The sequence below is a fragment of the Microbacterium sp. SMR1 genome, assembly GCF_003289625.1.
In the GTDB taxonomy this organism is placed as follows: Bacteria; Actinomycetota; Actinomycetes; order Actinomycetales; family Microbacteriaceae; genus Microbacterium; species Microbacterium plantarum.
In genome coordinates this window covers 178,913-199,732 of the sequence record NZ_QMBN01000002.1, presented here as the reverse complement: position 1 = coordinate 199,732, position 20,820 = coordinate 178,913, and the positions used below count along the sequence as shown (strand labels likewise).

Sequence of the window (20,820 nt, the reverse complement as noted above, 5' to 3'; positions counted from 1 at the left end):
TCGCCCTCGTCATCCCGCCGCAGATCGCAGTCTTCCCGACAGGGCGATTGCGAGCGCAGCGAGGGCCGCGGTGACGGCGAAGACGGTCGCGATCGCTGCGGGGAGGCTCTCGGACGTGCCGGTCGCTGACGCGACGATCGCTCCACCCACCCCCGCGACGACGGCGGTCGCGAGTGTCTGAGCCAGCTGCAGCGCACTGCCGACCTGGCCCTGCGCACCGCCCGGGGCTTGTTCCATCGTGTCCGTCGTCGACGCATTGAAGGCGACGCCCATGCCCAGTCCCCCGATGGCCCAGCCAGCGATCGCGAACCACGCGGGAATCACATCGAACAGAGCCGTGACCGCGATCGCCACTGTGCCGACCAAGAGAACCGCCGCTCCCCCGGCGACTGCGCGAGAACGGCGACCGTGGTGGCGACGGTCCCACCGGGCCTGGAGCAGCGAACCGACCACCCAGGTCAGGGCGCCCGCTGAGAGCGCCAGGCCCGCCGCTGCCGGAGTCTGCCCGCGCAGCTCCTGGAACGCGAGCGGAAGGAACGCTTCGCTACCGAAGTAGGCGCCACTGAGAAGCAGACGCACGATCACGCCGGCCCCGAGACCGGCGCGGGCGGACAGCGTTCCCTCCGGCGTCACCCGGCGGAACGCGACGAGCGCGACGCCGAGCCCGAGGATCGCACCGACCGCCATCAGCGCGAGGTCTCCGAACAGCAGGGCCTGAAGCAGCAGCGCCGTGCCCAGGGTGAGGAGGAGCGAGCTGGCCAGGGGCCCCCGCCACCACCGCGCTCCCCCGGCGGCTCCGGTCGCTGGGCGAGCCGACCCGACATCCGCCAACCGCCGCAGCCGCGGGACCGTGAGTGTCATCGCCGCGATGATCAGCGGCACCATCGCGACGAACACCCAGCGCCAGCCCACGAGGTCGGCGGCGATTCCGGCCAGCAACGGTCCGATGAGTGAGGGAATGGTCCACGCCGACGACAGCAGAGCGAACATCTGCGCACGGAGCGACGCCGGGTACGCGCGCCCGATCGCGGCGTAGCTCGCAGCCATCACGGCTCCGACACCGATCCCCTGAACCACTCTCCCCGCCAGGAAGATCGACCATGAGCCCGCGACGCCGGCGATCGCGCATCCCGCGAGGAAGATCAGCATGCCGAGCGCCAGCGGACGCGCCACTCCCCGCCGGTCGGCCATGTAGCCCGCGGCCACGGTACCCACGATGTTCGCGAGCATCAGTGCCGAAAGCCCCCACCCGTAGGCGCCGAGCCCATCCAGGTCGCGGGCGATCACGGGCAGGACGCTTGCGACTCCGAGAGATTCGAAGGGGACCATGCCGACGGAGAGCAGGATGCCCGCGGTCAGCCCACGGTAGCGGGCGTCGAAGACCCCGGCCCGCGTGGGGGACGACGGTGACGACTTGCTTCTCCGATGTTCCGACATGGCTGACGCTCACGGCGCGCATCCGCGCGGGGGCCGCCCTCGAGATCCGCGCATCGACGAGGCGATCCGGCGCGCGACGCTCGAAGTTCTCGCCGAGCGCGGGTACAGCGGACTGACTCTCGAAGACGTCGCCTCACGGGCTGGAACGAACACCCCGGCGCTTCGTCGCCGGTGGCGATCCCGACAGCACCTCATCGTCAGCGCGCTCTTGGATCAGCTCGGCGCGCAGCCCACGCCCGACACCGGCTGCACTCGGTGCGATCTGATCGCAGGTATCGGCACTCTGAGCCCGTCCTTCGGCGAGGAGATCGGTCGGACCGTTCTTCCCGCCCTTGTAGCCGACCTCGCCCTCGACGCGGAACTCGAGAAAGAGTTCTTCGAACGGCTGTTCCACCCGAGGCGCGCCTCAAGCGAAGCCGCGTTGCGGCGAGGCATCGAGCGCGGCGACATCCGGCCCGACGTCGACATCCCCCTCATCCTCGACATGCTCGCCGCCCCGGTCTACTACCGAATGCTCTTCGGGCATCTGGCAGTGACGCCGATGCTCGCCGAGAAGGTCGTCTCGGTCGTGATGGACGGCATCGCCACGAGCACGGTCGCGGGCGTAGAGCGGGCGGATCACCCGCACTCCTGAACTACCGCAATTGTTGCGCGATTTGTTACATTCCGTCCAAGTTTCCGGGCAGGCCCTTCGCAAAAGGCTCTGAGGATGCTTTGATGCCAGTGGGTACCCACCATTCATTCCCCCCGATGGAAGGACAACCCGTGAAAGCAACAACCCGTTCGGCTCTCGGCATCGCCGCCCTGAGCCTCGCATTCACGAGCATCATGACGGCTCCGGCGTCGGCGCAGACGCCCGGACCTGACGACGGTGCCGGCCCGGTCGATCCCGGTCTGCTCTCCGCGATGGCCGAAGAGCTCGGCACGGACGCCGCGGGTGCGCTCGACGTCCTGGCGTTCCAGGATGCCGCGAACACCACGACCGCAACGCTCGCCGATGAGGCAGGGGCGGCATACGCCGGTTCCTGGCTCGACGAGTCGACGCGCACGGTCTACACGGCCGTGACCAGCACCGAGGCTCGGCAGGCGGCGGAGAGCGTGGGCGCCGTGCCGGTCGAGGTCACCTATTCGATCGACGACCTCGAGGCGATCTCCGCCCGTCTGTCCGAGTCCGGCGGTATCGGAGACGTCACGTCGTGGTGGATCGACGTGACCACCAATCAGGTGGTGGTCGAGACCCTCGGGGATGCCGCAGCATCCGAGGTCGCGGCGCAGATCGGAGCGCCCGCCGACGCGGTCCGCATCGAGACCACGGCGGAAGCTCCCGAGACGTTTGCGACCATCCAGGGCGGCATCGCCTACACGATCAACGGCACCTCGCGCTGCTCAGTCGGCTTCGCCGTCGAAGGCGGGTTCGTGACGGCCGGTCACTGCGGCCGGGCGGGGGCGTCGACGAACTACGGGACGTTCCGCGGCTCGAGCTTCCCGGGCGATGACTACGCCTGGGTCGCGACGCCGTCGCACACCCCCGTCGGGACCGTCTCCGACTACGCAGGCGGCGCTGTCGCCGTCTCCGGATCGACGCCCGCAGCCGTGGGCGCGACCGTGTGCCGCTCCGGTTCCACGACCGGCTGGCACTGCGGTCAGGTGCAGGCCTACAACAGCAGCGTCCGCTACGCGGAGGGCACCGTCTCGGGCCTCATCCGCACGTCGGTCTGCGCCGAGCGCGGTGATTCCGGCGGCTCGCTGCTCGCCGGAAGTCAGGCGCAGGGCGTCACCTCCGGTGGATCCGGCAACTGCAGCACCGGCGGCACGACGTACTTCCAGCCGGTCAACGAGATCCTCCAGGCCTACGGCCTGAGGCTGCTCACCCGCTGACGTACACGCCGGCAAAACAGTGACGCCGGGTATCCGTGTGAACGGATACCCGGCGTCTTGTCTGTGGAGCCTAGGAGATTCGAACTCCTGACATCCTGCTTGCAAAGCAGGCGCTCTACCAGCTGAGCTAAGGCCCCGAGGGGGTTCGGGGTGGGGCTACCAGGACTTGAACCTGGGACCTCTTCATTATCAGTGAAGCGCTCTAACCGCCTGAGCTATAGCCCCGTACCGACGCGCTTCACGCGCCGGCAACCTCCAAGACTTTACCCGATGATCCGGGAATCTACTAATTGGAGGTGAAGCCGACCAGCAGTCCGCCGGTGACCTTGACCATCACGTTGTAGATGCCGGCAACGACAGCGCCCAGCACCGTGATGACGATGAGGTTGAGGATGGCGACGACGGCCGCGAACGCCATGACCTGCGGCAGGTCGAGGAACTGCTTGATGGAGAAGTCACCGTTCGAGAACGCCACGAACAGCTCGTCCACCCGGTCGATGAGACCGGTGGTGCTGAGCACCATGAAGACGAGGAAGGTGGCGACGACCGTCACGATCGCCAGGGCCACCGCGGCGAGGAACGACAGCTTCACGGCCGACCAGAAGTCGACGTAGACGAGGCGCAGGCGGACCTGCTTCGCGCTGGTCTTGCTCGTGGACTTCTTGGCGAGTTTGTCGGCGACCGTGCTCATGCGTCAGAACCACTCTCTTCGGTATCCGCGGACGGGGGTGCATCCGGGGCGGAGGCATCCTCGGATGCCGCGTCTTCGGTCAGTCCACGCTCACCGTTCCGGGCGATGGCGAGGATGCGGTCGTCGTCACCGAACCGGGCGAAAACGACGCCCATGGTGTCGCGACCCTTGGCCGGGACCTCGGCCACGGAGGAGCGTACCACCTTGCCGCTGGCAAGAACCACGAGGACCTCGTCGGTCTCCGACACGATGAGACCGCCCGCGAGCACCCCGCGATCGTCGTTCAGCTTGGCCACCTTGATGCCCAAGCCGCCGCGGCTCTGGGTGCGGTACTGGTCGACCGACGTGCGCTTGGCGTACCCGCCGTCGGTGACGACGAACACGTAGCCCTCGTCCCGCACGACCGATGCCGACAGCAGGCTGTCGTCCTCACGGAACGAGATGCCCTTCACACCTTCGGTCGATCGGCCCATCGGACGCAACGCGTCGTCGGTGGCCGCGAAGCGCAGCGACATCCCCTTGCGCGTGATGAGAAGGATGTCGTCGCCCTCGTCGACGAGCAGCGCGCTGACGAGCTCGTCGCCGCCGGCCTCGTCGTCCTGGCCGCGCAGGCGGATCGCGATGACACCGCCCTGGCGGTTGGTGTCGTACTCGGTCAGCGCGGTCTTCTTGACCTTGCCGTCGCGGGTCGCGAGTACCAGGTACTGCGCCGCGGCGTAGTCGCGGATGTCGAGGATCTGCGCGATCTCCTCGCCCGGCTGAAGCGCGAGGAGGTTGGCGACGTGCTGGCCCTTCGCATCGCGACCGGCCTCGGGAAGCTCGTACGCCTTGGTGCGGTAGACGCGGCCCTTCGTCGTGAAGAACAGCAGCCAGTGGTGCGTCGTCGTGACGAAGAAGTGCTCGACGACGTCGTCCGCGCGCAGCTGGGCGCCCTTGACTCCCTTGCCGCCTCGGTGCTGCGAGCGGTAGTTGTCGCTCCGCGTGCGCTTGATGTACCCGTCGCGGGTCACCGTGACCACCATCTCCTCTTCGGGGATGAGGTCTTCCATCGACATGTCGCCGTCGAACCCGTGGAGGATGTGCGTGCGCCGCTCGTCGCCGTACTTGTCGACGATCGCGGTCAGCTCTTCGCCGATGATCGAGCGCTGACGCGCGGGGGTGGCGAGGATGTCGTTGAGGTCGGCGATCTTCAGCTCGAGCTCGGTCGCCTCGTCGATGATCTTCTGACGCTCGAGCGCCGCGAGGCGGCGCAGCTGCATCGACAGGATCGCGTCGGCCTGCAGATCGTCGATGTCGAGAAGGGCCTTCAGTCCCTCTCGCGCTTCCTCGACCGTGGGGGAGCGGCGGATGAGCGCGATGACCTCGTCGAGGGCATCGAGCGCCTTGAGGTATCCGCGCAGGATGTGCATGCGCTTCTCGGCCTCGTTGAGGCGGTAGCGCGTGCGGCGGACGATGACCTCGATCTGGTGGGTGATCCAGTACGAGATGAATCCGTCGAGCGGGAGCGTGCGAGGCACGCCGTCGACGATCGCCAGCATGTTGGCGCCGAAGTTCTCCTGCAGCTGCGTGTGCTTGTACAGGTTGTTCAGCACGACCTTCGCGACGGCGTCGCGTTTGAGCACGACGACGAGGCGCTGACCCGTGCGGTCGCTCGTCTCGTCGCGGATGTCGGCGATGCCGGTGATCTTGCCGTCACGAGCGAGGTCGCGGATCTTGAGCGCGACGTTGTCGGGGTTGACCTGGTACGGCAGCTCGGTGATGACGAGGCAGTTGCGGCCCTGAATCTCCTCGACCTCGACGACAGCGCGCATCGTGATCGAGCCGCGACCGGTGCGGTACGCCTCGCGGATGCCCTTCGTGCCGAGGATCTGCGCCCCGGTGGGGAAGTCGGGGCCGTGGATGCGCGACATCAGCGCTTCGAGGAGTTCCTCGCGCGACGCATCCGGGTTCTCGAGCGACCACAGTGCGCCCTCGGCGACCTCGCGCAGGTTGTGCGGCGGGATGTTCGTGGCCATACCGACCGCGATACCCACCGAACCGTTGACGAGCAGGTTCGGGAAGCGCGAGGGAAGGACGACCGGTTCCTGGGTCTTGCCGTCGTAGTTGTCCTCGAAGTCGACGGTGTCTTCGTCGATGTCGCGGACCATCTCCATGGCGAGGGCCGCCATCTTGGTCTCGGTGTACCGGGGGGCCGCAGCACCCTGGTTGCCCGGCGAGCCGAAGTTTCCCTGCCCGTCGGCGAGCGGGTACCGCAGCGACCACGGCTGCACGAGGCGGACCAGCGCGTCGTAGATCGCGCTGTCGCCGTGCGGGTGGTACTGACCCATGACCTCACCGACGACGCGGGCGCACTTCGAGTAGCTCTTGTCGGGGCGGTAGCCGCCGTCGTACATGCCGTAGATGACACGGCGGTGCACCGGCTTGAGCCCGTCCTCGACGCGGGGGAGCGCACGCCCCACGATGACGCTCATCGCGTAGTCGAGGTAGCTCCGCTGCATCTCGACCTGGAGGTCGACCTGGTCGATGTTGCCGTGGTTGTGGGCAGGCGTGAGGTCGGGACGTTCTTCGTCAGACATACGTTCTCAGTTTCTCGATGTCGCTCGGCTCGATCAGATGTCGAGGAAGCGGACGTCCTTGGCGTTGCGCTGGATGAAGGTGCGGCGGGACTCGACGTCTTCGCCCATGAGCACCGAGAAGATCTCGTCGGCGGCGGCCGCGTCGTCGATCGTCACCTGGCGCAGGGTGCGGGTGCTGTGGTCCATCGTGGTCTCCCACAGCTCTTTCGGGTTCATCTCGCCGAGACCCTTGTAGCGCTGGATGCCGGATTCCTTGGGGATGCGCTTGCCGTTGGCGAGCCCGTCGGCGAGCAGAGCGTCGCGCTCCTTGTCGCTGAACACGTACTCGTGATCGGCATTCGTCCACTTCAGGCGGTACAGCGGCGGCATCGCCAGATAGACATAACCCGCTTCGATGAGCCCGCGCATGTAGCGGAACAGCAGCGTCAGCAGCAGCGTCGTGATGTGCTGCCCGTCGACATCGGCATCCGCCATCAGCACGATCTTGTGGTACCGCGCCTTCTCGACGGCGAAGTCCTCGCCGATGCCGGTTCCGAACGCCGAGATGATCGCCTGGATCTCGTTGTTGCCGAGAGCACGATCGAGCCGCGCCTTCTCGACGTTCAGCACCTTGCCGCGCAGCGAGAGGATCGCCTGCGTCTCGGGGTCACGGCCGCGCACAGCCGAACCGCCGGCCGAGTCACCCTCGACGAGGAAGATCTCGGAGATCGACGGGTCCTTGCTCGTGCAGTCCTTGAGCTTGTCGGGCATCGACGCCGACTCGAAGACGCTCTTGCGGCGGGCGGTCTCGCGGGCCTTGCGCGCGGCGAGACGCGCGGTCGCGGCATCCACCGCCTTCATGATGACGCGCTTGGCCTGGGCGGGGTTGCGGTCGAGCCAGTCCGTCAGCTGGTCGCCGACGATCTTCTGGACGAACGCCTTCGCCTCGGTGTTGCCGAGCTTCGTCTTGGTCTGACCCTCGAACTGCGGCTCGGAGAGCTTGACGGAGATGACGGCGGTGAGTCCCTCGCGGATGTCGTCACCGGTGAGGTTGTCGTCCTTCTCCTTGAGGAGGCCCTTATCGCGCGCGTAGGCGTTGACGCGCGTCGTCAGCGCCGCCCGGAAACCCTCTTCGTGGGTACCGCCCTCGTGCGTGTTGATCGTGTTCGCGAAGGTGAACACGTTCTCGGTGTAGCTCGTGGTCCACTGCATCGCGAGCTCGAGCGAGATGTGGCGCACGGTGTCCTCGGACTCGATCTCGATGATCTCGTCGTTGACCACCTCGGTCTTGCGCAGCTTGTTCAGGTACTCGACGTAATCGACGAGGCCGCGCTCGTAGTGGAAGTCGTCGTGACGCTGCTGCGACTCGGAGCCACCCTCGTCGAGATCGACGACCACGGCCGCCTCGGGACGCTCGTCGGTCAGCGTGATCCGCAGCCCCTTGTTGAGGAATGCGGTCTGCTGGAAGCGCGTGCGAAGAGTGTCGTAATCGAACAAGATCGTCTCGAAGATGTCGCCGTCGGGCCAGAAGGTGACGGTCGTTCCGGTCTCGTCGCTGTTTTCGCCCTTCGCCAGGGGAGCCTGCGGCTTGCCGCCGTCGGCGAACGTCTGGCGCCAGACCGATCCTTGACGCTTGATCTCGACCTCGAAGCGCGTCGAGAGCGCGTTGACGACCGACGATCCGACGCCGTGCAGTCCACCGGAAACGGCGTAGCCGCCGCCGCCGAACTTTCCACCGGCGTGCAGGACGGTCAGCACGACCTCGACGGTCGACTTCGTCGGATCGGAGGCGTGGGGGTCCACCGGGATACCGCGGCCGTTGTCGACCACCCGGAGCCCACCGTCTTCGAGGATCGTCACGTGGATCGTGTCGCAGTAGCCGGCCAGCGCCTCATCGACCGCGTTGTCGACGATTTCGTAGACGAGGTGGTGCAGACCACGCTCACCCGTGGATCCGATGTACATTCCCGGACGCTTCCGCACCGCCTCGAGGCCTTCGAGCACCTGGATCGCGTCGGCGCCGTACTCGTTGGGCACCTTCGCCGAGGTCTCCTCAGCCGAATCGGGGGTTTCGGGGTCTTCGGGAACGCTGTCGGGATTCTGAGACGTCATAGGTTTCGAGCGCTCCACATCGGTTCGGTCAGTCCCGCTCAGTCTACCCGTTCGGGCGCTCTCACGCGGCCCTCAGCGCCCGTATGGCGAACGAAAGTCGGATTCGATGACTGGGGACGTGGCTCATCCGTAGGTATCGCGAGGGCCACGGCCTGGAACGGCTCTGGGGCCCCATTTCCAGGAGGGGACGTCCGGGCCTACGAAACGCACCGACTCGACACCCGACTGTGGGAACGCTTTCACGAGCTGCGTCGTGATCACCGTCCGCATCAGATGGAGGTTCTTCGCCCACGCCGTCGAGTCGCACTGCACGGTGAGCACGCCGTCGGAGAGCGCGACGGGGGATGCGTGGCGCGCGGTCTCCTCGCCGGCGACCTCCGCCCAGCGCAGCACGAGATCCTCGCGGGAGAGCTGGGCATCCCACCCGGCCTGACGAGTGAGGTCGGCGATGACGTCACCGAGTCCCTTGGGGTCGCGTCCGGACGTGAAGGGCTGGTTCTCGTCGTCGTCCGTCCGCTGCCGACGGCGCTTCTTCCATCGGCCCGAGGGCTCGAGCCCGCGCAGACGCAGATACGTGGAGATCGTCTCCGGCGCTTCGTCAGACGGCAGCATCGGAACCCTCGTGCAGCGTGCCCGCCTCGACCCGAACGGTGCGCGCACGCAGACCGAGCGGAACGTCTTCGGAGACCGCCGCCGTCACGATGACCTGTTCGTAGTCGGCGACGATGCCGGCCAGGCGCGCGCGCCGATCAGCATCGAGCTCGGCGAAGACGTCGTCCAGGATCACGATGGGGTCGCCCAGCGTCGACTCCGCGCGCAGCAGCTCGGCCGACGCGAGGCGGAGGGAGAGGGCGACGGACCACGATTCGCCGTGCGACGCGTAGCCCTTCACCGGAAGATCGCGGATGCGCAGGATCAGGTCGTCGCGGTGCGGGCCGACGAGCGTGATGCCGCGGTCGAGCTCCGCGCTGCGACGATCGGCGAGGGCGGTGCGGAAGAGCTGCTCGATCGCCGCCGCGTCGGCGATGCCGGCGTCGGCAGGTGAGTCGTCCTCTTCCGGATCGGCTCCGCCGACGGAGAGCGCCCACTGGAGTTGGGGTCGATGGTCGGCACCGGCGATGGCGGTGTAGGCGCGGGCGACCGGGCCGGCGAGTTCGGATGCCAGTCGCAGACGGGCCCGGATGACGTCGGTGCCGAGCGAGACGAGCTTGTCGTCCCATACCTCGAGTGTCGAGAGCCCGTCTCCACGGACACCGCGGGCACGGGCGGATTTCAACAGGGCGTTGCGTTGCTTGAGCACGCGGTCGTAGTCCGCGAGGACGCCCGCAAGCCGTGGGGCACGCTGAATGAGGAGCTGATCGGCGAATCGCCGGCGCGCCGACGGGTCACCGCGCACGATCTGCAGGTCTTCCGGTGCGAAGAGGACGACCTGCGCGTAGCGGGGGAGTTCCGCCGTACGCACGGGCGAACCGTTGACGCGAGCCTTGTTGGAGCCGGTGCGATTGAGCTGCGCCTCGAGCTGCACCCGTCGCTGACCGTGAGCGAGCCGGGCTCGGACGAAGGCGGCATCCGCGCCGTCGCGCACCATGGGTGCGTCCTGCGACACTCGATGGGAACCGAGCGTCGCGAAGTAGCCGATCGCCTCGGCGAGATTCGTCTTTCCCTGACCGTTGCGCCCGACGAACACGTTCGCGCCGGGAGCGAGAGAGAGCTCGGCAGCCGCGTAGTTGCGGAAGTCCACCAGGCTCAGCTGCTCCACGATCATCAGATCACCCTAGTTCTCGTCTCCGACAGTCCCACCGAGGTGGTCGTGCTGGGGGCGATCAGCGCAGGAGGAGGTTGGGCTGCAGCAGGTACTTGAACGACTCCACGCCGCCCGAGGTCTGCGGGGTGATGAGAATCGGGCTGAGCTTGTTCGCGTTCTCGCTCGAGGTGAAGGTGACGCGCGTGAACTCGCTCTTCACGGCCGCGAGCGCCTCGAGCAGGTACTGCGGGTTCAGGCCGATGACGACCTCCTCGCCCGTCAGCGTCGCGTCGACCGACTCGGTCGCGCGTGCCTGCTCGGTTCCCGACGCATCCATCGAGACCCCGTCGGCGCCGAACGTGAAACGCAGCGGAGCCGAACGGTCGAGCACGAGGGCGACACGCCGCACGGCTTCGATGAGCTCACCGGTGTTGACGACGGCGTGGTGGTCGGTCGCCTCGGGGAACAGGCGGCGGACCGGCGGGAAGTTCCCCTTGATGAGCAACGACGTGACCGTCTTGTTGCCGGCGGTGAAGGCGATGATCTCGCGGTCGCCGGAACCGGAGAACGACACCGTGATGTCGCCGGAGTGGGCGAACGTCTTACCCACCTCGGTGAGTGTGCGCGCCGGGACGAGCGCGGTGGTGGTGTTCTCATCGGCGACGATCCCGCTGTCGAACGGGATGTCGCGGAGCGCCACGCGGTAACGGTCGGTGGCGACGAGGCTGAGCTGGGTGCCGCTCACCTCGAGCTGAACGCCGGTGAGCACGGGAGTCACGTCATCGCGCGATGCTGCGAAGGCCACCTGCGAGATCGCCGTGGCGAAGTCCTCGGCCGGCACGACACCCGATTCGCCCGAGACCTCGGGGATCGCGGGATATTCCTGTACCGGCATCGATGCGAGTGTGAAGCGCGCGGATCCACAGGTGAGGAGGATCCCGTCGTCGTCGACGGCGATCTGGATCGGCGCGTTCGGCAGGCGGCTGGCGATCTCCGACAGCAGACGACCGTGCACGAGGATCGTGCCCGGGTCGTCGACGGTGGCCTCGATCGTCGTGCGTGCGGACGCCTCGTAGTCGAACGCCGACAGCGAGAGACCCGCCTCGGTGGCTTCGATCAGCACACCCGCGAGGATCGGCTGCGGGTTGCGCTGGGGGAGGAGCTTCACGACGAACGACACAGCCTCGCTGAAGACGTCGCGATTGACCTGGAACTTCACTGGCGCTCCCTTGTCGTGGATGAAAGCTCTCCCATGCTAGTGCCCAACCCGAGCGGTTCCCGAAGCACGGTTGCGACCGGCCTCACCGCCGTCGAGGTGATCGAATCGCAAATTCTCTAGATGTAACTGTCTTCTTCATCTCCGCTGTGGAAACTGTGGACAACTCGGTGGATACCAGTCGGGACACGGGAACCACACGGATGTAACTTGTGAGCCGGCTGCGGATGATCGTGGGATGACGTCGGCCGCGCTCGGATCGCTGTCGAGCGGCGATCCACAGGAGATGTGTGATTCGTTCACAACTCTTCGACGACGAATCGAAGTTATCCACAGGTTTTCCACACTGTGCAGAACGGCATGATCGGGCGTCGCGCGACCCCTGTCAAGCTGAGCTCAGCGTCGGCCGAGCTGCGACGTGATCTCGGAGACCTGGTTGTAGATCGAGCGGCGCTCCTTCATGAGCTCGCTGATCTTCTTGTAGGCGTACATCACGGTGGTGTGGTCGCGGTTGCCGAAGAGCTGACCGATCTTGGGCAGCGACAGGCTCGTGCGCTCGCGGCAGAGGTACATGGCGATCTGTCGTGCGGTGGCCACGGCCTGCGAACGGCTCGAACCGTACAGATCGTCGACAGACAGTCGGAAGTACTGCGCGGTCGCCGTGATGATGTCGGTCGGGGAGATGACGTTCGCGTCATCCTGATCCACGATGTCGCGCAGCACGGTCTGCGCGAGGGAGATGTCGAGGTTGGACCGGTTGAGGCTCGCGAACGCCGACACGCGGATGAGCGCGCCTTCGAGCTCGCGGATGTTCGACGAGACCTTCGTTGCGATGTACTCGAGGACGTCGTCGGGGACGAGGAGGCGCTCGGACTGCGCCTTCTTGCGCAGAATCGCGATGCGGGTCTCGAGGTCGGGTGCCTGCACGTCGGTGATCAGGCCCCACTCGAAGCGACTCCGCATGCGGTCCTCGAAGCCGGTGAGGTGGCGAGGGGGAACGTCGCTCGTGATCACGACCTGCTTGTCGTGATCGTGGAGGGTGTTGAACGTGTGGAAGAACGCTTCCTGCGTCTCGGCGCGACCCTGCAGGAACTGGATGTCGTCGATCAGCAGGATGTCGACCTCGCGGTAGCGCGCCTGGAAGGCCGAGCCGCGGTTGTTGGCGATCGAGTTGATGAAGTCGTTGGTGAACTCCTCGCTCGACACGTACCTGACACGGATGCCGGTGTACAGGTTGAGCGCGTAGTCGCCGATCGCGTGGAGGAGATGCGTCTTGCCGAGCCCCGAGTCGCCGTAGATGAAGAGCGGGTTGTAGGCCTTGGCGGGAGCCTCGGCCACGGCGACCGCAGCCGCGTGGGCGAAGCGGTTGGACTGCCCGATCACGAAGTTGTCGAACGTGTACTTCGGGTTCAGCCGGGTGTCGTGGCGCGAGGTGGAGACGGGGGCTTCGACGTATTCCTCGCCGGCCGGCCGCAGCGGTGCCGGCGCAGCCGCGGACTGAACCGGGATCGGCGCCGTGAGGTGCGCGTCGGCGAGCTCCGGGTTGACGACGACGCGGTAGCTCGAGGCACCGGGGTCGACATGGACGTGTGCGAGCGCTTCCATGATCGGCTGGCGCAGGCGCTTGTTGAGCTGGGCGGCGGTGAGGTCGTTCGGAACGTCGAGGTAGAGCGTTCCCCCCATCACGCCCTGAGCCACAGCGAGACTCAGGAACCCCTGCATCTGCGGGGTCACCCGGTCATCGTCGGCGAGCAGGTCGAGGACCGCGTTCCACACCGGTACGTCCGGGAGATCGTGCTGAGCCAAGAGTTCCCCCGCGGATGATCGATGCTTTTCCACACAGCTACGCGCCAAACTGGGGATAGCTGTGGATAACTGCCCGTGACACGCTAGTCATGCGGTGTCGGGAGCGCCAAATCCACTGTAGTTCCGGCCCGCGTGTCGCCGCCAGGGCCTGTGTACAGCGGTGGATAATTGCGGGTTCCCGTCGCTCCGGTTTGAGTTACCGGGCATCGCGACGTACCCTTAGTCGGTTGACTTATGCCCGCGAGGGCAGTCCTGTACCCCCGTGTCCCCGGTCTGAAGCGTTCCGGTGACCGCCGATCCGGAGTGATCCCTATGAGCAAGCGCACGTTCCAGCCCAACAACCGCCGCCGCGCCAAGAAGCACGGCTTCCGCGCCCGCATGCGCACCCGCGCCGGTCGCGCCATCCTGTCGGCTCGCCGCGGCAAGGGCCGCACCGAGCTGTCGGCCTGACACAGCCTCTTCTGTGCTGGCGCGCGGAAACCGGATCACGCGCGGGGCGGATTACAAGGCCGTCGTCCGCGGGGGTGCTCGCTGTGCCGGTGCGCACACCGTGACCTACGTGGTGTCCACCGGTGCGAGCAGAGCTCCCCGGTTCGGTTTCATCGTCAGCAAGCAAGTCGGATCAGCCGTCGTGCGCAATACAGTGCGCCGACGGCTGAAGGCCGTTTGCGCGCAAGCGCTTCCCGACGTCCGTGAGGGCGCCGACATCGTGATCCGAGCGCTCCCCTCAGCGGCGCGCTCGGATTTCGCGGATCTGAGAGACGAGGTGGAACGGTGTCTGCTACGGCGAGCGGCGGTATGAGCTGGTCGACGCTGCCCACCGCCTCCGTCGGCGACGGACACCTGGCCGCGACATCCGTGCTCCGCGCGGTGCCGCTCGTTCCGCGCAATGCCGGGATCGCGCTGCTGCACGCCTACCGTTCCGTTGTCTCGCCGCTGTACGGCGACGTCTGCAAGTACTACCCGAGCTGTTCCGCGTACGCGGTGGGGGCCGTGCAGCAGCACGGGCTCGTGAAGGGCTCCGCCCTCGCCGCCGCTCGGCTCGCCCGATGCCACCCGTGGGCGCAGGGGGGCGTCGATGACGTCCCCGCCCATCGGGACTTCCGCCACACCCTGACCAGGCACGGCTTCGTCGTGCCGCCGAGAAAGGACTGATCCCGTGCTGGATCTCTTCCTCGCCACGCCGACTCCCGTCGTGCCGACCCCGACGACTCCTCCTCCCGGCGGTGCTGACTTCTTCAGCACGATCATGTGGCCGTTCAAGTTCCTGGTCGAGGCGATCCTGGTCTTCTGGCACTGGGTTCTCACCGCTGTCGGCATGCCGGCCGCCGCAGGCGCGACCTGGGTCATGTCGATCATCGGTCTGGTCATCGTCGTGCGTTCGGCCCTGATTCCGCTGTTCGTGCGGCAGATCAAGAGTCAGCGCAAGATGATGGAGCTCGCGCCCGAGATGCGCAAGATCCAGGAGAAGTACCGCGGTAAGCGCGACCAGCTGTCGCGCGAGGCCATGAGCCGCGAGACGATGGCTTTGTACAAGAAGCACGGCACCACGCCGGTGTCGAGCTGCCTTCCGCTGCTGGTGCAGATGCCCATCCTGCTCGGCATGTTCTACACGCTGAGTGACGTCAAGAAGCACGCCGAGTGGGGCGTGGGCGGTGTCGGCCTCCTCAACGTCGACCTCACGAAGCAGTTCTACGACGCGCAGCTGTTCGACGTGGCGCCGCTTCACACGAACATGATCGAGGCGATCAACCTCGGTCAGACGGCAACCGTCACCATCCTCGTGATCCTCGTCGTGCTGATGATCGCGTCGCAGTTCATCACCCAGCTTCAGATCATCTCGAAGAACCTGTCGCCCGAGGCGAAGACCGGCCAGGCGTACCAGATGCAGAAGATCATGCTCTACGTGCTGCCGCTGGCGTTCATCTTCTCCGGTGTCTTCTTCCCGCTCGGCGTCGTCATGTACTGGTTCACATCGAACATCTGGACCATGGCGCAGCAGTTCATCGTCATCCGTAACCTGCCGACCCCGGGCTCGGAGGCCGCGAAGGCCCGCGAGGAGCGCCTCGCGCGCAAGGGCAAGGCGCTCGACGCCAAGGGTCGCGTCGTGTCCATGGAGAAGTACCAGGCCGAGCAGCAGCGACTCCTCGAAGAGGCTGAGCGTGCCCGCGCGGCTCAGCCGAAGCGCCAGCAGCCGATGAGCAAGCAGCGCGCGAAGAAGCAGTCGAACAAGGACGGCTCGCAGGGCTGACCCTGCCGGCATCCCTCATCGCACAGATCGAACCACGCGAGGAATCATGACGAACCCCACGGAGTCCCCGGCGGCTGAGCGCGCTGACGCGACGGTCGAAGAGCTCGAGCACGAAGGCGACATCGCCGCCGATTACCTGGAGGGCCTGCTCGACATCGCCGACATCGACGGCGACCTCAACCTCGACGTGCGCGCCGGACGGGCATACGTATCGGTAGAGGCGGACGATGCGAGCGCGTTGCGTGTGCTGTCGGACCCCGACGTCGTGCAGGCGGTGCAGGAGCTGACGCGGATCGCTGTTCAGACGAAAACCGGACGCTTCTCGCGCCTCATCCTCGACATCGGGGGATCGCGCGACGCGCGCCGGCGTGAGCTGGAGCGTCTCGTAGACCGCGCCGTCGAGCGTCTCAACGACGGAGCATCGCAGGCATCCCTGCCGGCGATGTCCAGCTACGAGCGCAAGCTGGTTCATGACATCGCGTCTGAGCGTGGTGTCGTCTCGGAGTCGTACGGCGAAGGCACAGACCGCCACACCGTCATCCGACATGGCTGATGTTTCACGTGAAACACCCGTGATCGAACCGGAGCCGACGGGTGCCGTCGAGGCGCTGTTCGGCCCTCGGGTGGACCTGGCCCGGCGCTACACCGCTGCACTGGCAGCGCACGGTGAGGAGCGCGGCCTGATCGGCCCGCTCGAGTTGCCGCGGCTGTGGACTCGACACGTTCTCAACTGCGCGGCCGCGGCGCCACTTTTTACGGGCCGTGTCGGAGATGTTGGATCCGGCGCGGGCCTGCCCGGGCTCGTGCTCGCGATCGCGCGACCGGACGTCGAATGGGTGCTCATCGAGACGATGGAACGACGAGTCACCTGGCTTACCGAGCAGGTAGCGGATCTCGGGCTCGACAACGTCGAGATCATTCGATCCCGCGCCGAAGAATGGAGCGGCGCTGGGACGCTGGATGGCGTCACGGCTCGCGCTGTCAGCGCCTTGCGGACACTCGTCCCGATCACCGCACCGCTCGTTCGGGATGGGGGAGAGCTCTTCCTGCTGAAGGGCGCGAATGCTGAAGCAGAGATCGCCGCTGCCGACAAGGTGATCCGGCGCTTCAAGCTGCGTGATGTGCGCGTGGAAATGGTGGGAGAGTCTGTCCTCGCTGAGCCGACGCGCGTTCTGCGTGCGACGGTGCGGTGATGTTTCACGTGAAACAGCGGATGCAGCACGGTGCCACCTCACGTTTCACGTGAAACAGCGCCGACGGCCGTTTCACGTGAAACGTCAGAGGCCGTCCGTAGAGTGAGACCACGAACCGAGGAGTTGAACGAATGGCAGAACCCGAATCGGGCCGCGCGTCCTTGACGTTCGATTCTCCCCTCGCACGCGAGCTGGCGGATCTGACATCGCGCCGTCGGGTCCTGGACGCCGTTTCGGTCGACTTTTCCGGGGATACGCGCGTCATCACCGTCTCTAATCAGAAGGGTGGCGTCGGGAAGACCACCACCGCGGTGAACCTCGCCGCTGCATTGGCTTCGCTGGGCGCCCGCGTGCTGGTGATAGACCTCGACCCGCAAGGGAACGCCTCGACCGCCCTGGGCGTGCCGCACAGCGCTGACGTTCCCAGCGTGTACGACGTGCTGATCGACCAGTTCCCCCTCTCGGACATCGTGCAGGCGAGTCCCGAGTCCCCCAATCTTCTCTGCGCGCCCAGCACGATCCATCTCGCGGGCGCTGAGATCGAGCTGGTCTCGCAGGTCGCACGTGAGCACCGGCTGCGTACGGCGGTCGAGGACTACCTTGCTTCCACGAATGACCGCATCGACTTCGTCGTGATCGACTGCCCGCCGTCCCTCGGGCTCCTGACGATCAACGCTTTCACGGCCGCGCACGAGCTGCTGATCCCCATTCAGTGCGAGTACTACGCGCTGGAGGGCCTCAGCCAGCTTCTCGGGAGCGTCTCCATGATCCAGAAGCACCTGAACAGCCGTCTTCACCTGTCGACCATCTTGTTGACGATGTACGACGGACGTACCCGTCTGGCGCAGCAGGTGGCCGAGGAGGTGCGGTCGCACTTCCCGAATGAGGTCCTCCGCACCGTTATTCCGCGCTCGGTTCGCGTCTCGGAAGCGCCGAGCTTCGGTCAGACGGTCATCGCCTACGATGGGCAATCGGCTGGCGCGGTGGCCTACCGCGAGGCAGCCGTCGAGATCGCGCAGCGTGCATCTGCGGCGGCACAAGGAAACAAGGGAGAAGCCTGATGGCCAAGCGCACCGGATTGGGCCGAGGAATCGGCGCACTCATCCCCACGTCCGAGGCAACCGAGGCTCGGCCTGTCGATGTCTTCTTCCCCGGTGGCAAGACGACGGCAGCCGCCACGGAGGCGCCGGCGCCCGCAGAAGTGAAGGCGGACGAGGGCCCCGAGCTCGTCTCGATTCCCGGTACCGCACTGATCCAGGTCGATCCGAACGAGATCGTGCCCAACCCGCGGCAGCCCCGTACCCACTTCGACAGTGAAGACCTCGCCGAACTGGTGCACAGCGTCCGTGAGTTCGGCGTGCTCCAGCCGGTCGTGGTCCGCACGAACGAGGATGGCAAGTACGAACTGATCATGGGCGAGCGCCGCACGCGCGCCGCTCGCGAGGCCGGTCTGACGGCGATCCCGGCCGTCCTGCGCGACACGTCGGACGAGAATCTCCTCCGGGACGCGCTCCTCGAGAACCTGCACCGCTCTCAGCTGAATCCGCTCGAGGAGGCATCCGCCTATCAGCAGCTGCTCGAGGACTTCGGGATCACCCAGGAGGAGCTCGCGACCCGTATCGGACGCTCGCGCCCGCAGATCAGCAACACCATCCGCCTTCTGCGCCTGCCGGTTCCGGTCCAGCAGCGTGTTGCGGCCGGCGTGCTCAGTGCCGGCCACGCGCGCGCGATCCTCTCTGTCGACGGTGCGGACGGCATGCAGCGCCTCGCCGACAAGATCGTGAACGAAGATCTCTCGGTGCGTGCTGCGGAAGCAGCGGCGAAGACGATCGAGGCCGCAGGAACTCGGCGCCCCGCCCCGAAGGCCGGGGGAGTCCGGGCGCACCTGGACGAGGTCGCCGGACGTCTCGGCGACCGCCTCGACACAAAGGTGAAGATCTCGCTCGGCGCGCGCAAGGGGCAGATCGTCGTCGACTTCGCGACCATCCAGGATCTGAACCGTATCCTCGCCGAGCTGGGCGAGGACGCGTACGGCGCACGCTGACCCTCATGTCGGTGGCGCGACGTAGGCTTGTTCGGTGACAAACGAGCGGAACGCGAGGCGCGCGAGCGTCGAGCTGCTGCGGGCTGAAGCAGCAGATGAACTCTCCGTCCTCGTCGAAGAGCGGCTCCGCGCTGGCGAAGACCCATGGGAGTTCATGGAGGAGCTGCCCTCCGTCGACGAGCTCGTCGTTCTCATGCTGCGCGCCGAGAACATCGCCGCTTACGGCGGGGGTCGCCCCAGCTCGTCCCGCAACTATCGCGTCCTTCGTCAGATCGCAATGGATCACCCCGAACTGACCCGAGCCGTATGGCGCCTGCTGGGCAGTGAGCCCCACCGTCGGTGGGACGCAGCGACGCGCGCCGACGCCTCCTGACGAACCGCAACAGCAGCGCGCCGACACGAAAAAGCCCCGGTCAGATCAGTGATCCGACCGGGGCTTCTTTGTGTCTGGGGGTCAGCCGATGTAGGAGGCGAGGTCCTGCTCGAGTGCGAACTTCGGCTTCGCGCCGATGATCGTCTTCTCGACCTCGCCCTTGTTGAAGACCTTCATCGCGGGGATGGAGGTGATCTGGTACTGCATGGCGAGGTTGGGGTTCTCGTCGACGTTCAGCTTGAGCACCGTGATCTTCTCGGGGTGCTCGGTGGCGATCTCGTCGAGGATGGGTCCGACCATGCGGCACGGACCGCACCAGGCGGCCCAGAAGTCGACGAGGACGGGTCCATCGGCGTCGAGGACGTCCTGCTGCCAGGTGCTCTCGGTCGTGGCCTTGGCGGTCATGGTGATCTCCTTCGAAAGGGTGTCGCCTACGTCAACGACGTGGGCGGGTGAATTGTTCCGCGGTGCGGCCGTCAGGCCGCGTCGCTCTCGTCGTTCGTCTCGGTCTCGGCGACAAGTGACTCGAGGCCCTCGTCGGGGCGACCGCGGAGCGGGGAGCTGTCGGCCGCGGGCTCGGACGCTTCGCCCAGGGCGGCGAGGTAGTGCTCGACATCGAGTGCAGCGACGGTTCCGCTGCCCGCGGCGGTGACCGCCTGGCGGTACGTCGGGTCGATGACGTCGCCGGCCGCGAAGACGCCGGGGACGGAGGTGCGCGAGGAGCGACCGTCGACCCAGACGGTGCCGTGCTCCGTGAGGTCGAGAGATCCGTGCACGAGGTGCGTGCGGGGGTCGTATCCGATCGCCACGAAGATGCCGTCGAGCGCGAGCTCACGCGTCGAGCCGTTGACCGTGTCGCGGAGGACGACGCCGGTGACGGCATCCTCGCCCAGGATGTCGGCGACCTCGCTGTTCCAGACGAACTCGATCTTGTCGTTGCTCATCGCGCGGTTCTGCATGATCTTCGAGGCGCGCAGCTCGTCGCGACGGTGGATCACGTAGACCTTCGACGCGAACTTCGTCAGGAACGTCGCCTCTTCCATGGCCGAGTCGCCGCCGCCGACGACGGCGATCGTGCGCTCGCGGAAGAAGAAGCCGTCGCAGGTGGCGCAGTACGACACGCCACGGCCCGACAGGCGGCTCTCGCCCTCGATGCCGATCTTGCGCGGGGCCGAGCCGGTCGCGAAGACCAGGCTGTCAGCCTCGTGGGTGGCGCCACTGCCGAGGGTGACCTTCTTTACCGGTCCGTCGATGTCGAGCTCGACGACGTCGTCGTAGAGGACCTCGGTGCCGAACTTCTCGGCCTGCTCCTGCATCTTGGTCATGAGGTCGGGCCCCATGATGCCCTCGGGGAAGCCGGGGAAGTTCTCGACCTCGGTGGTGTTCATCAGCTCGCCGCCCGCTTCGACCGAGCTCGCGATCAGCAGCGGCTTCAGGTTCGCGCGCGCCGCGTAGATCGCGGCCGTGTAACCGGCGGGGCCGGATCCGATGATGATGACCTGTCGCACGTCGACATCCCT

Annotated in this window: 21 protein-coding genes and 2 tRNA genes; 11 read left to right on the top strand and 12 right to left on the bottom strand. The window is 66.7% G+C overall.

All coding sequences use genetic code 11. The features are described 5' to 3' along the window. Positions 1 to 9: 9 nt before the first annotated feature. Positions 10 to 1,437, bottom strand: a complete 1,428-nt coding sequence (locus DO944_RS05565) for an MFS transporter (protein WP_112615527.1) — start codon at positions 1,435 to 1,437, stop codon at positions 10 to 12. Between DO944_RS05565 and DO944_RS05560 the strand changes: the two genes are divergently transcribed. Continuing rightward, on the top strand, positions 1,436 to 2,071 hold the full coding sequence (locus tag DO944_RS05560; RefSeq protein WP_112615525.1) for a TetR/AcrR family transcriptional regulator: 636 nt from the start codon (positions 1,436 to 1,438) through the stop codon (positions 2,069 to 2,071). The genes DO944_RS05565 and DO944_RS05560 overlap by 2 nt on opposite strands. A 131-nt stretch (positions 2,072 to 2,202) precedes the next feature. After that, complete coding sequence (locus DO944_RS05555; RefSeq protein WP_258524580.1) at positions 2,203 to 3,315, top strand: S1 family peptidase; 1,113 nt, start codon at positions 2,203 to 2,205, stop codon at positions 3,313 to 3,315. 64 nt (positions 3,316 to 3,379) lie between these two features. On the opposite strand, the gene DO944_RS05550 is transcribed toward DO944_RS05555, so the two are convergent. The 9 genes from DO944_RS05550 to dnaA all read right to left on the bottom strand — a co-directional run bounded on the left by DO944_RS05550 (position 3,380) and on the right by dnaA (position 13,355). Continuing rightward, positions 3,380 to 3,452, bottom strand: a tRNA-Ala gene (locus DO944_RS05550). A 14-nt stretch (positions 3,453 to 3,466) separates the two neighbouring features. Beyond that, a tRNA-Ile gene (locus DO944_RS05545) sits at positions 3,467 to 3,540 on the bottom strand. Between the two features lie 61 nt (positions 3,541 to 3,601). Further along, positions 3,602 to 4,006, bottom strand: coding sequence for a DUF3566 domain-containing protein (locus DO944_RS05540; protein WP_112615523.1), 405 nt, complete (start codon positions 4,004 to 4,006; stop codon positions 3,602 to 3,604). Next, a complete protein-coding gene (gene gyrA / locus DO944_RS05535; protein ID WP_112615521.1) occupies positions 4,003 to 6,582 on the bottom strand; it encodes a DNA gyrase subunit A in 2,580 nt (859 codons plus the stop codon). Before gyrA ends, DO944_RS05540 begins: the two co-directional genes overlap by 4 nt. Positions 6,583 to 6,615: 33 nt before the next feature. Further along, positions 6,616 to 8,673 (bottom strand): DNA topoisomerase (ATP-hydrolyzing) subunit B, encoded by a 2,058-nt coding sequence (gene gyrB, locus DO944_RS05530; protein ID WP_112615519.1) that lies wholly within the window; start codon positions 8,671 to 8,673, stop codon positions 6,616 to 6,618. 123 nt (positions 8,674 to 8,796) lie between these two features. Further along, positions 8,797 to 9,285: a DUF721 domain-containing protein gene (locus DO944_RS05525; RefSeq protein ID WP_112615518.1), complete on the bottom strand. Its 489-nt coding sequence runs from the start codon at positions 9,283 to 9,285 to the stop codon at positions 8,797 to 8,799. After that, a complete protein-coding gene (gene recF / locus DO944_RS05520) occupies positions 9,272 to 10,438 on the bottom strand; it encodes a DNA replication/repair protein RecF (protein ID WP_112615516.1) in 1,167 nt (388 codons plus the stop codon). Before recF ends, DO944_RS05525 begins: the two co-directional genes overlap by 14 nt. 58 nt (positions 10,439 to 10,496) lie before the next feature. Beyond that, the gene (dnaN, locus tag DO944_RS05515) at positions 10,497 to 11,636 is read right to left on the bottom strand and encodes a DNA polymerase III subunit beta (protein ID WP_112615514.1); all 1,140 of its coding nucleotides are present in this window, start codon (positions 11,634 to 11,636) and stop codon (positions 10,497 to 10,499) included. Positions 11,637 to 12,029: 393 nt separating this feature from the next. Then, positions 12,030 to 13,355 carry a chromosomal replication initiator protein DnaA gene (dnaA, locus tag DO944_RS05510; protein ID WP_396652017.1) on the bottom strand — a complete coding sequence of 442 codons (1,326 nt, stop codon included), beginning with the start codon at positions 13,353 to 13,355 and terminating at the stop codon, positions 12,030 to 12,032. Positions 13,356 to 13,751: 396 nt separating this feature from the next. On the opposite strand from dnaA, the gene rpmH reads away from it, so the two are divergent. The 9 genes from rpmH (at position 13,752) to DO944_RS05465 (ending at position 19,300) form a co-directional block, all read left to right on the top strand. Further along, positions 13,752 to 13,889 carry a 50S ribosomal protein L34 gene (gene rpmH, locus DO944_RS05505; protein ID WP_036304730.1) on the top strand — a complete coding sequence of 46 codons (138 nt, stop codon included), beginning with the start codon at positions 13,752 to 13,754 and terminating at the stop codon, positions 13,887 to 13,889. Between the two features lie 13 nt (positions 13,890 to 13,902). Beyond that, positions 13,903 to 14,241: a ribonuclease P protein component gene (rnpA, locus tag DO944_RS05500; RefSeq protein ID WP_112615510.1), complete on the top strand. Its 339-nt coding sequence runs from the start codon at positions 13,903 to 13,905 to the stop codon at positions 14,239 to 14,241. Next, entirely contained in the window at positions 14,238 to 14,594 is a 357-nt protein-coding gene (gene yidD, locus DO944_RS05495; RefSeq protein WP_112615508.1) for a membrane protein insertion efficiency factor YidD, read from the top strand. The genes rnpA and yidD overlap by 4 nt, the downstream gene beginning before the upstream one ends. A gap of 7 nt (positions 14,595 to 14,601) precedes the next feature. Beyond that, on the top strand, positions 14,602 to 15,690 hold the full coding sequence (yidC, locus tag DO944_RS05490) for a membrane protein insertase YidC (protein ID WP_112616914.1): 1,089 nt from the start codon (positions 14,602 to 14,604) through the stop codon (positions 15,688 to 15,690). A gap of 46 nt (positions 15,691 to 15,736) precedes the next feature. Continuing rightward, the gene (locus tag DO944_RS05485; RefSeq protein WP_112615506.1) at positions 15,737 to 16,243 is read left to right on the top strand and encodes a R3H domain-containing nucleic acid-binding protein; all 507 of its coding nucleotides are present in this window, start codon (positions 15,737 to 15,739) and stop codon (positions 16,241 to 16,243) included. Beyond that, complete coding sequence (gene rsmG / locus DO944_RS05480; protein WP_112615504.1) at positions 16,236 to 16,883, top strand: 16S rRNA (guanine(527)-N(7))-methyltransferase RsmG; 648 nt, start codon at positions 16,236 to 16,238, stop codon at positions 16,881 to 16,883. Before DO944_RS05485 ends, rsmG begins: the two co-directional genes overlap by 8 nt. Before the next feature lie 131 nt (positions 16,884 to 17,014). Beyond that, entirely contained in the window at positions 17,015 to 17,944 is a 930-nt protein-coding gene (locus DO944_RS05475; protein WP_112615502.1) for a ParA family protein, read from the top strand. Beyond that, positions 17,944 to 18,927 carry a ParB/RepB/Spo0J family partition protein gene (locus DO944_RS05470; RefSeq protein WP_112615500.1) on the top strand — a complete coding sequence of 328 codons (984 nt, stop codon included), beginning with the start codon at positions 17,944 to 17,946 and terminating at the stop codon, positions 18,925 to 18,927. Before DO944_RS05475 ends, DO944_RS05470 begins: the two co-directional genes overlap by 1 nt. Before the next feature lie 34 nt (positions 18,928 to 18,961). Continuing rightward, the gene (locus DO944_RS05465; protein ID WP_112615498.1) at positions 18,962 to 19,300 is read left to right on the top strand and encodes a tryptophan synthase subunit alpha; all 339 of its coding nucleotides are present in this window, start codon (positions 18,962 to 18,964) and stop codon (positions 19,298 to 19,300) included. 81 nt (positions 19,301 to 19,381) lie between these two features. Here DO944_RS05465 and trxA read toward each other — a convergent pair whose 3' ends face one another. After that, a complete protein-coding gene (trxA, locus tag DO944_RS05460; protein WP_023953450.1) occupies positions 19,382 to 19,705 on the bottom strand; it encodes a thioredoxin in 324 nt (107 codons plus the stop codon). Between the two features lie 71 nt (positions 19,706 to 19,776). Further along, complete coding sequence (gene trxB, locus DO944_RS05455; RefSeq protein ID WP_112615465.1) at positions 19,777 to 20,808, bottom strand: thioredoxin-disulfide reductase; 1,032 nt, start codon at positions 20,806 to 20,808, stop codon at positions 19,777 to 19,779. Between the last annotated feature and the right edge of the window lie 12 nt (positions 20,809 to 20,820).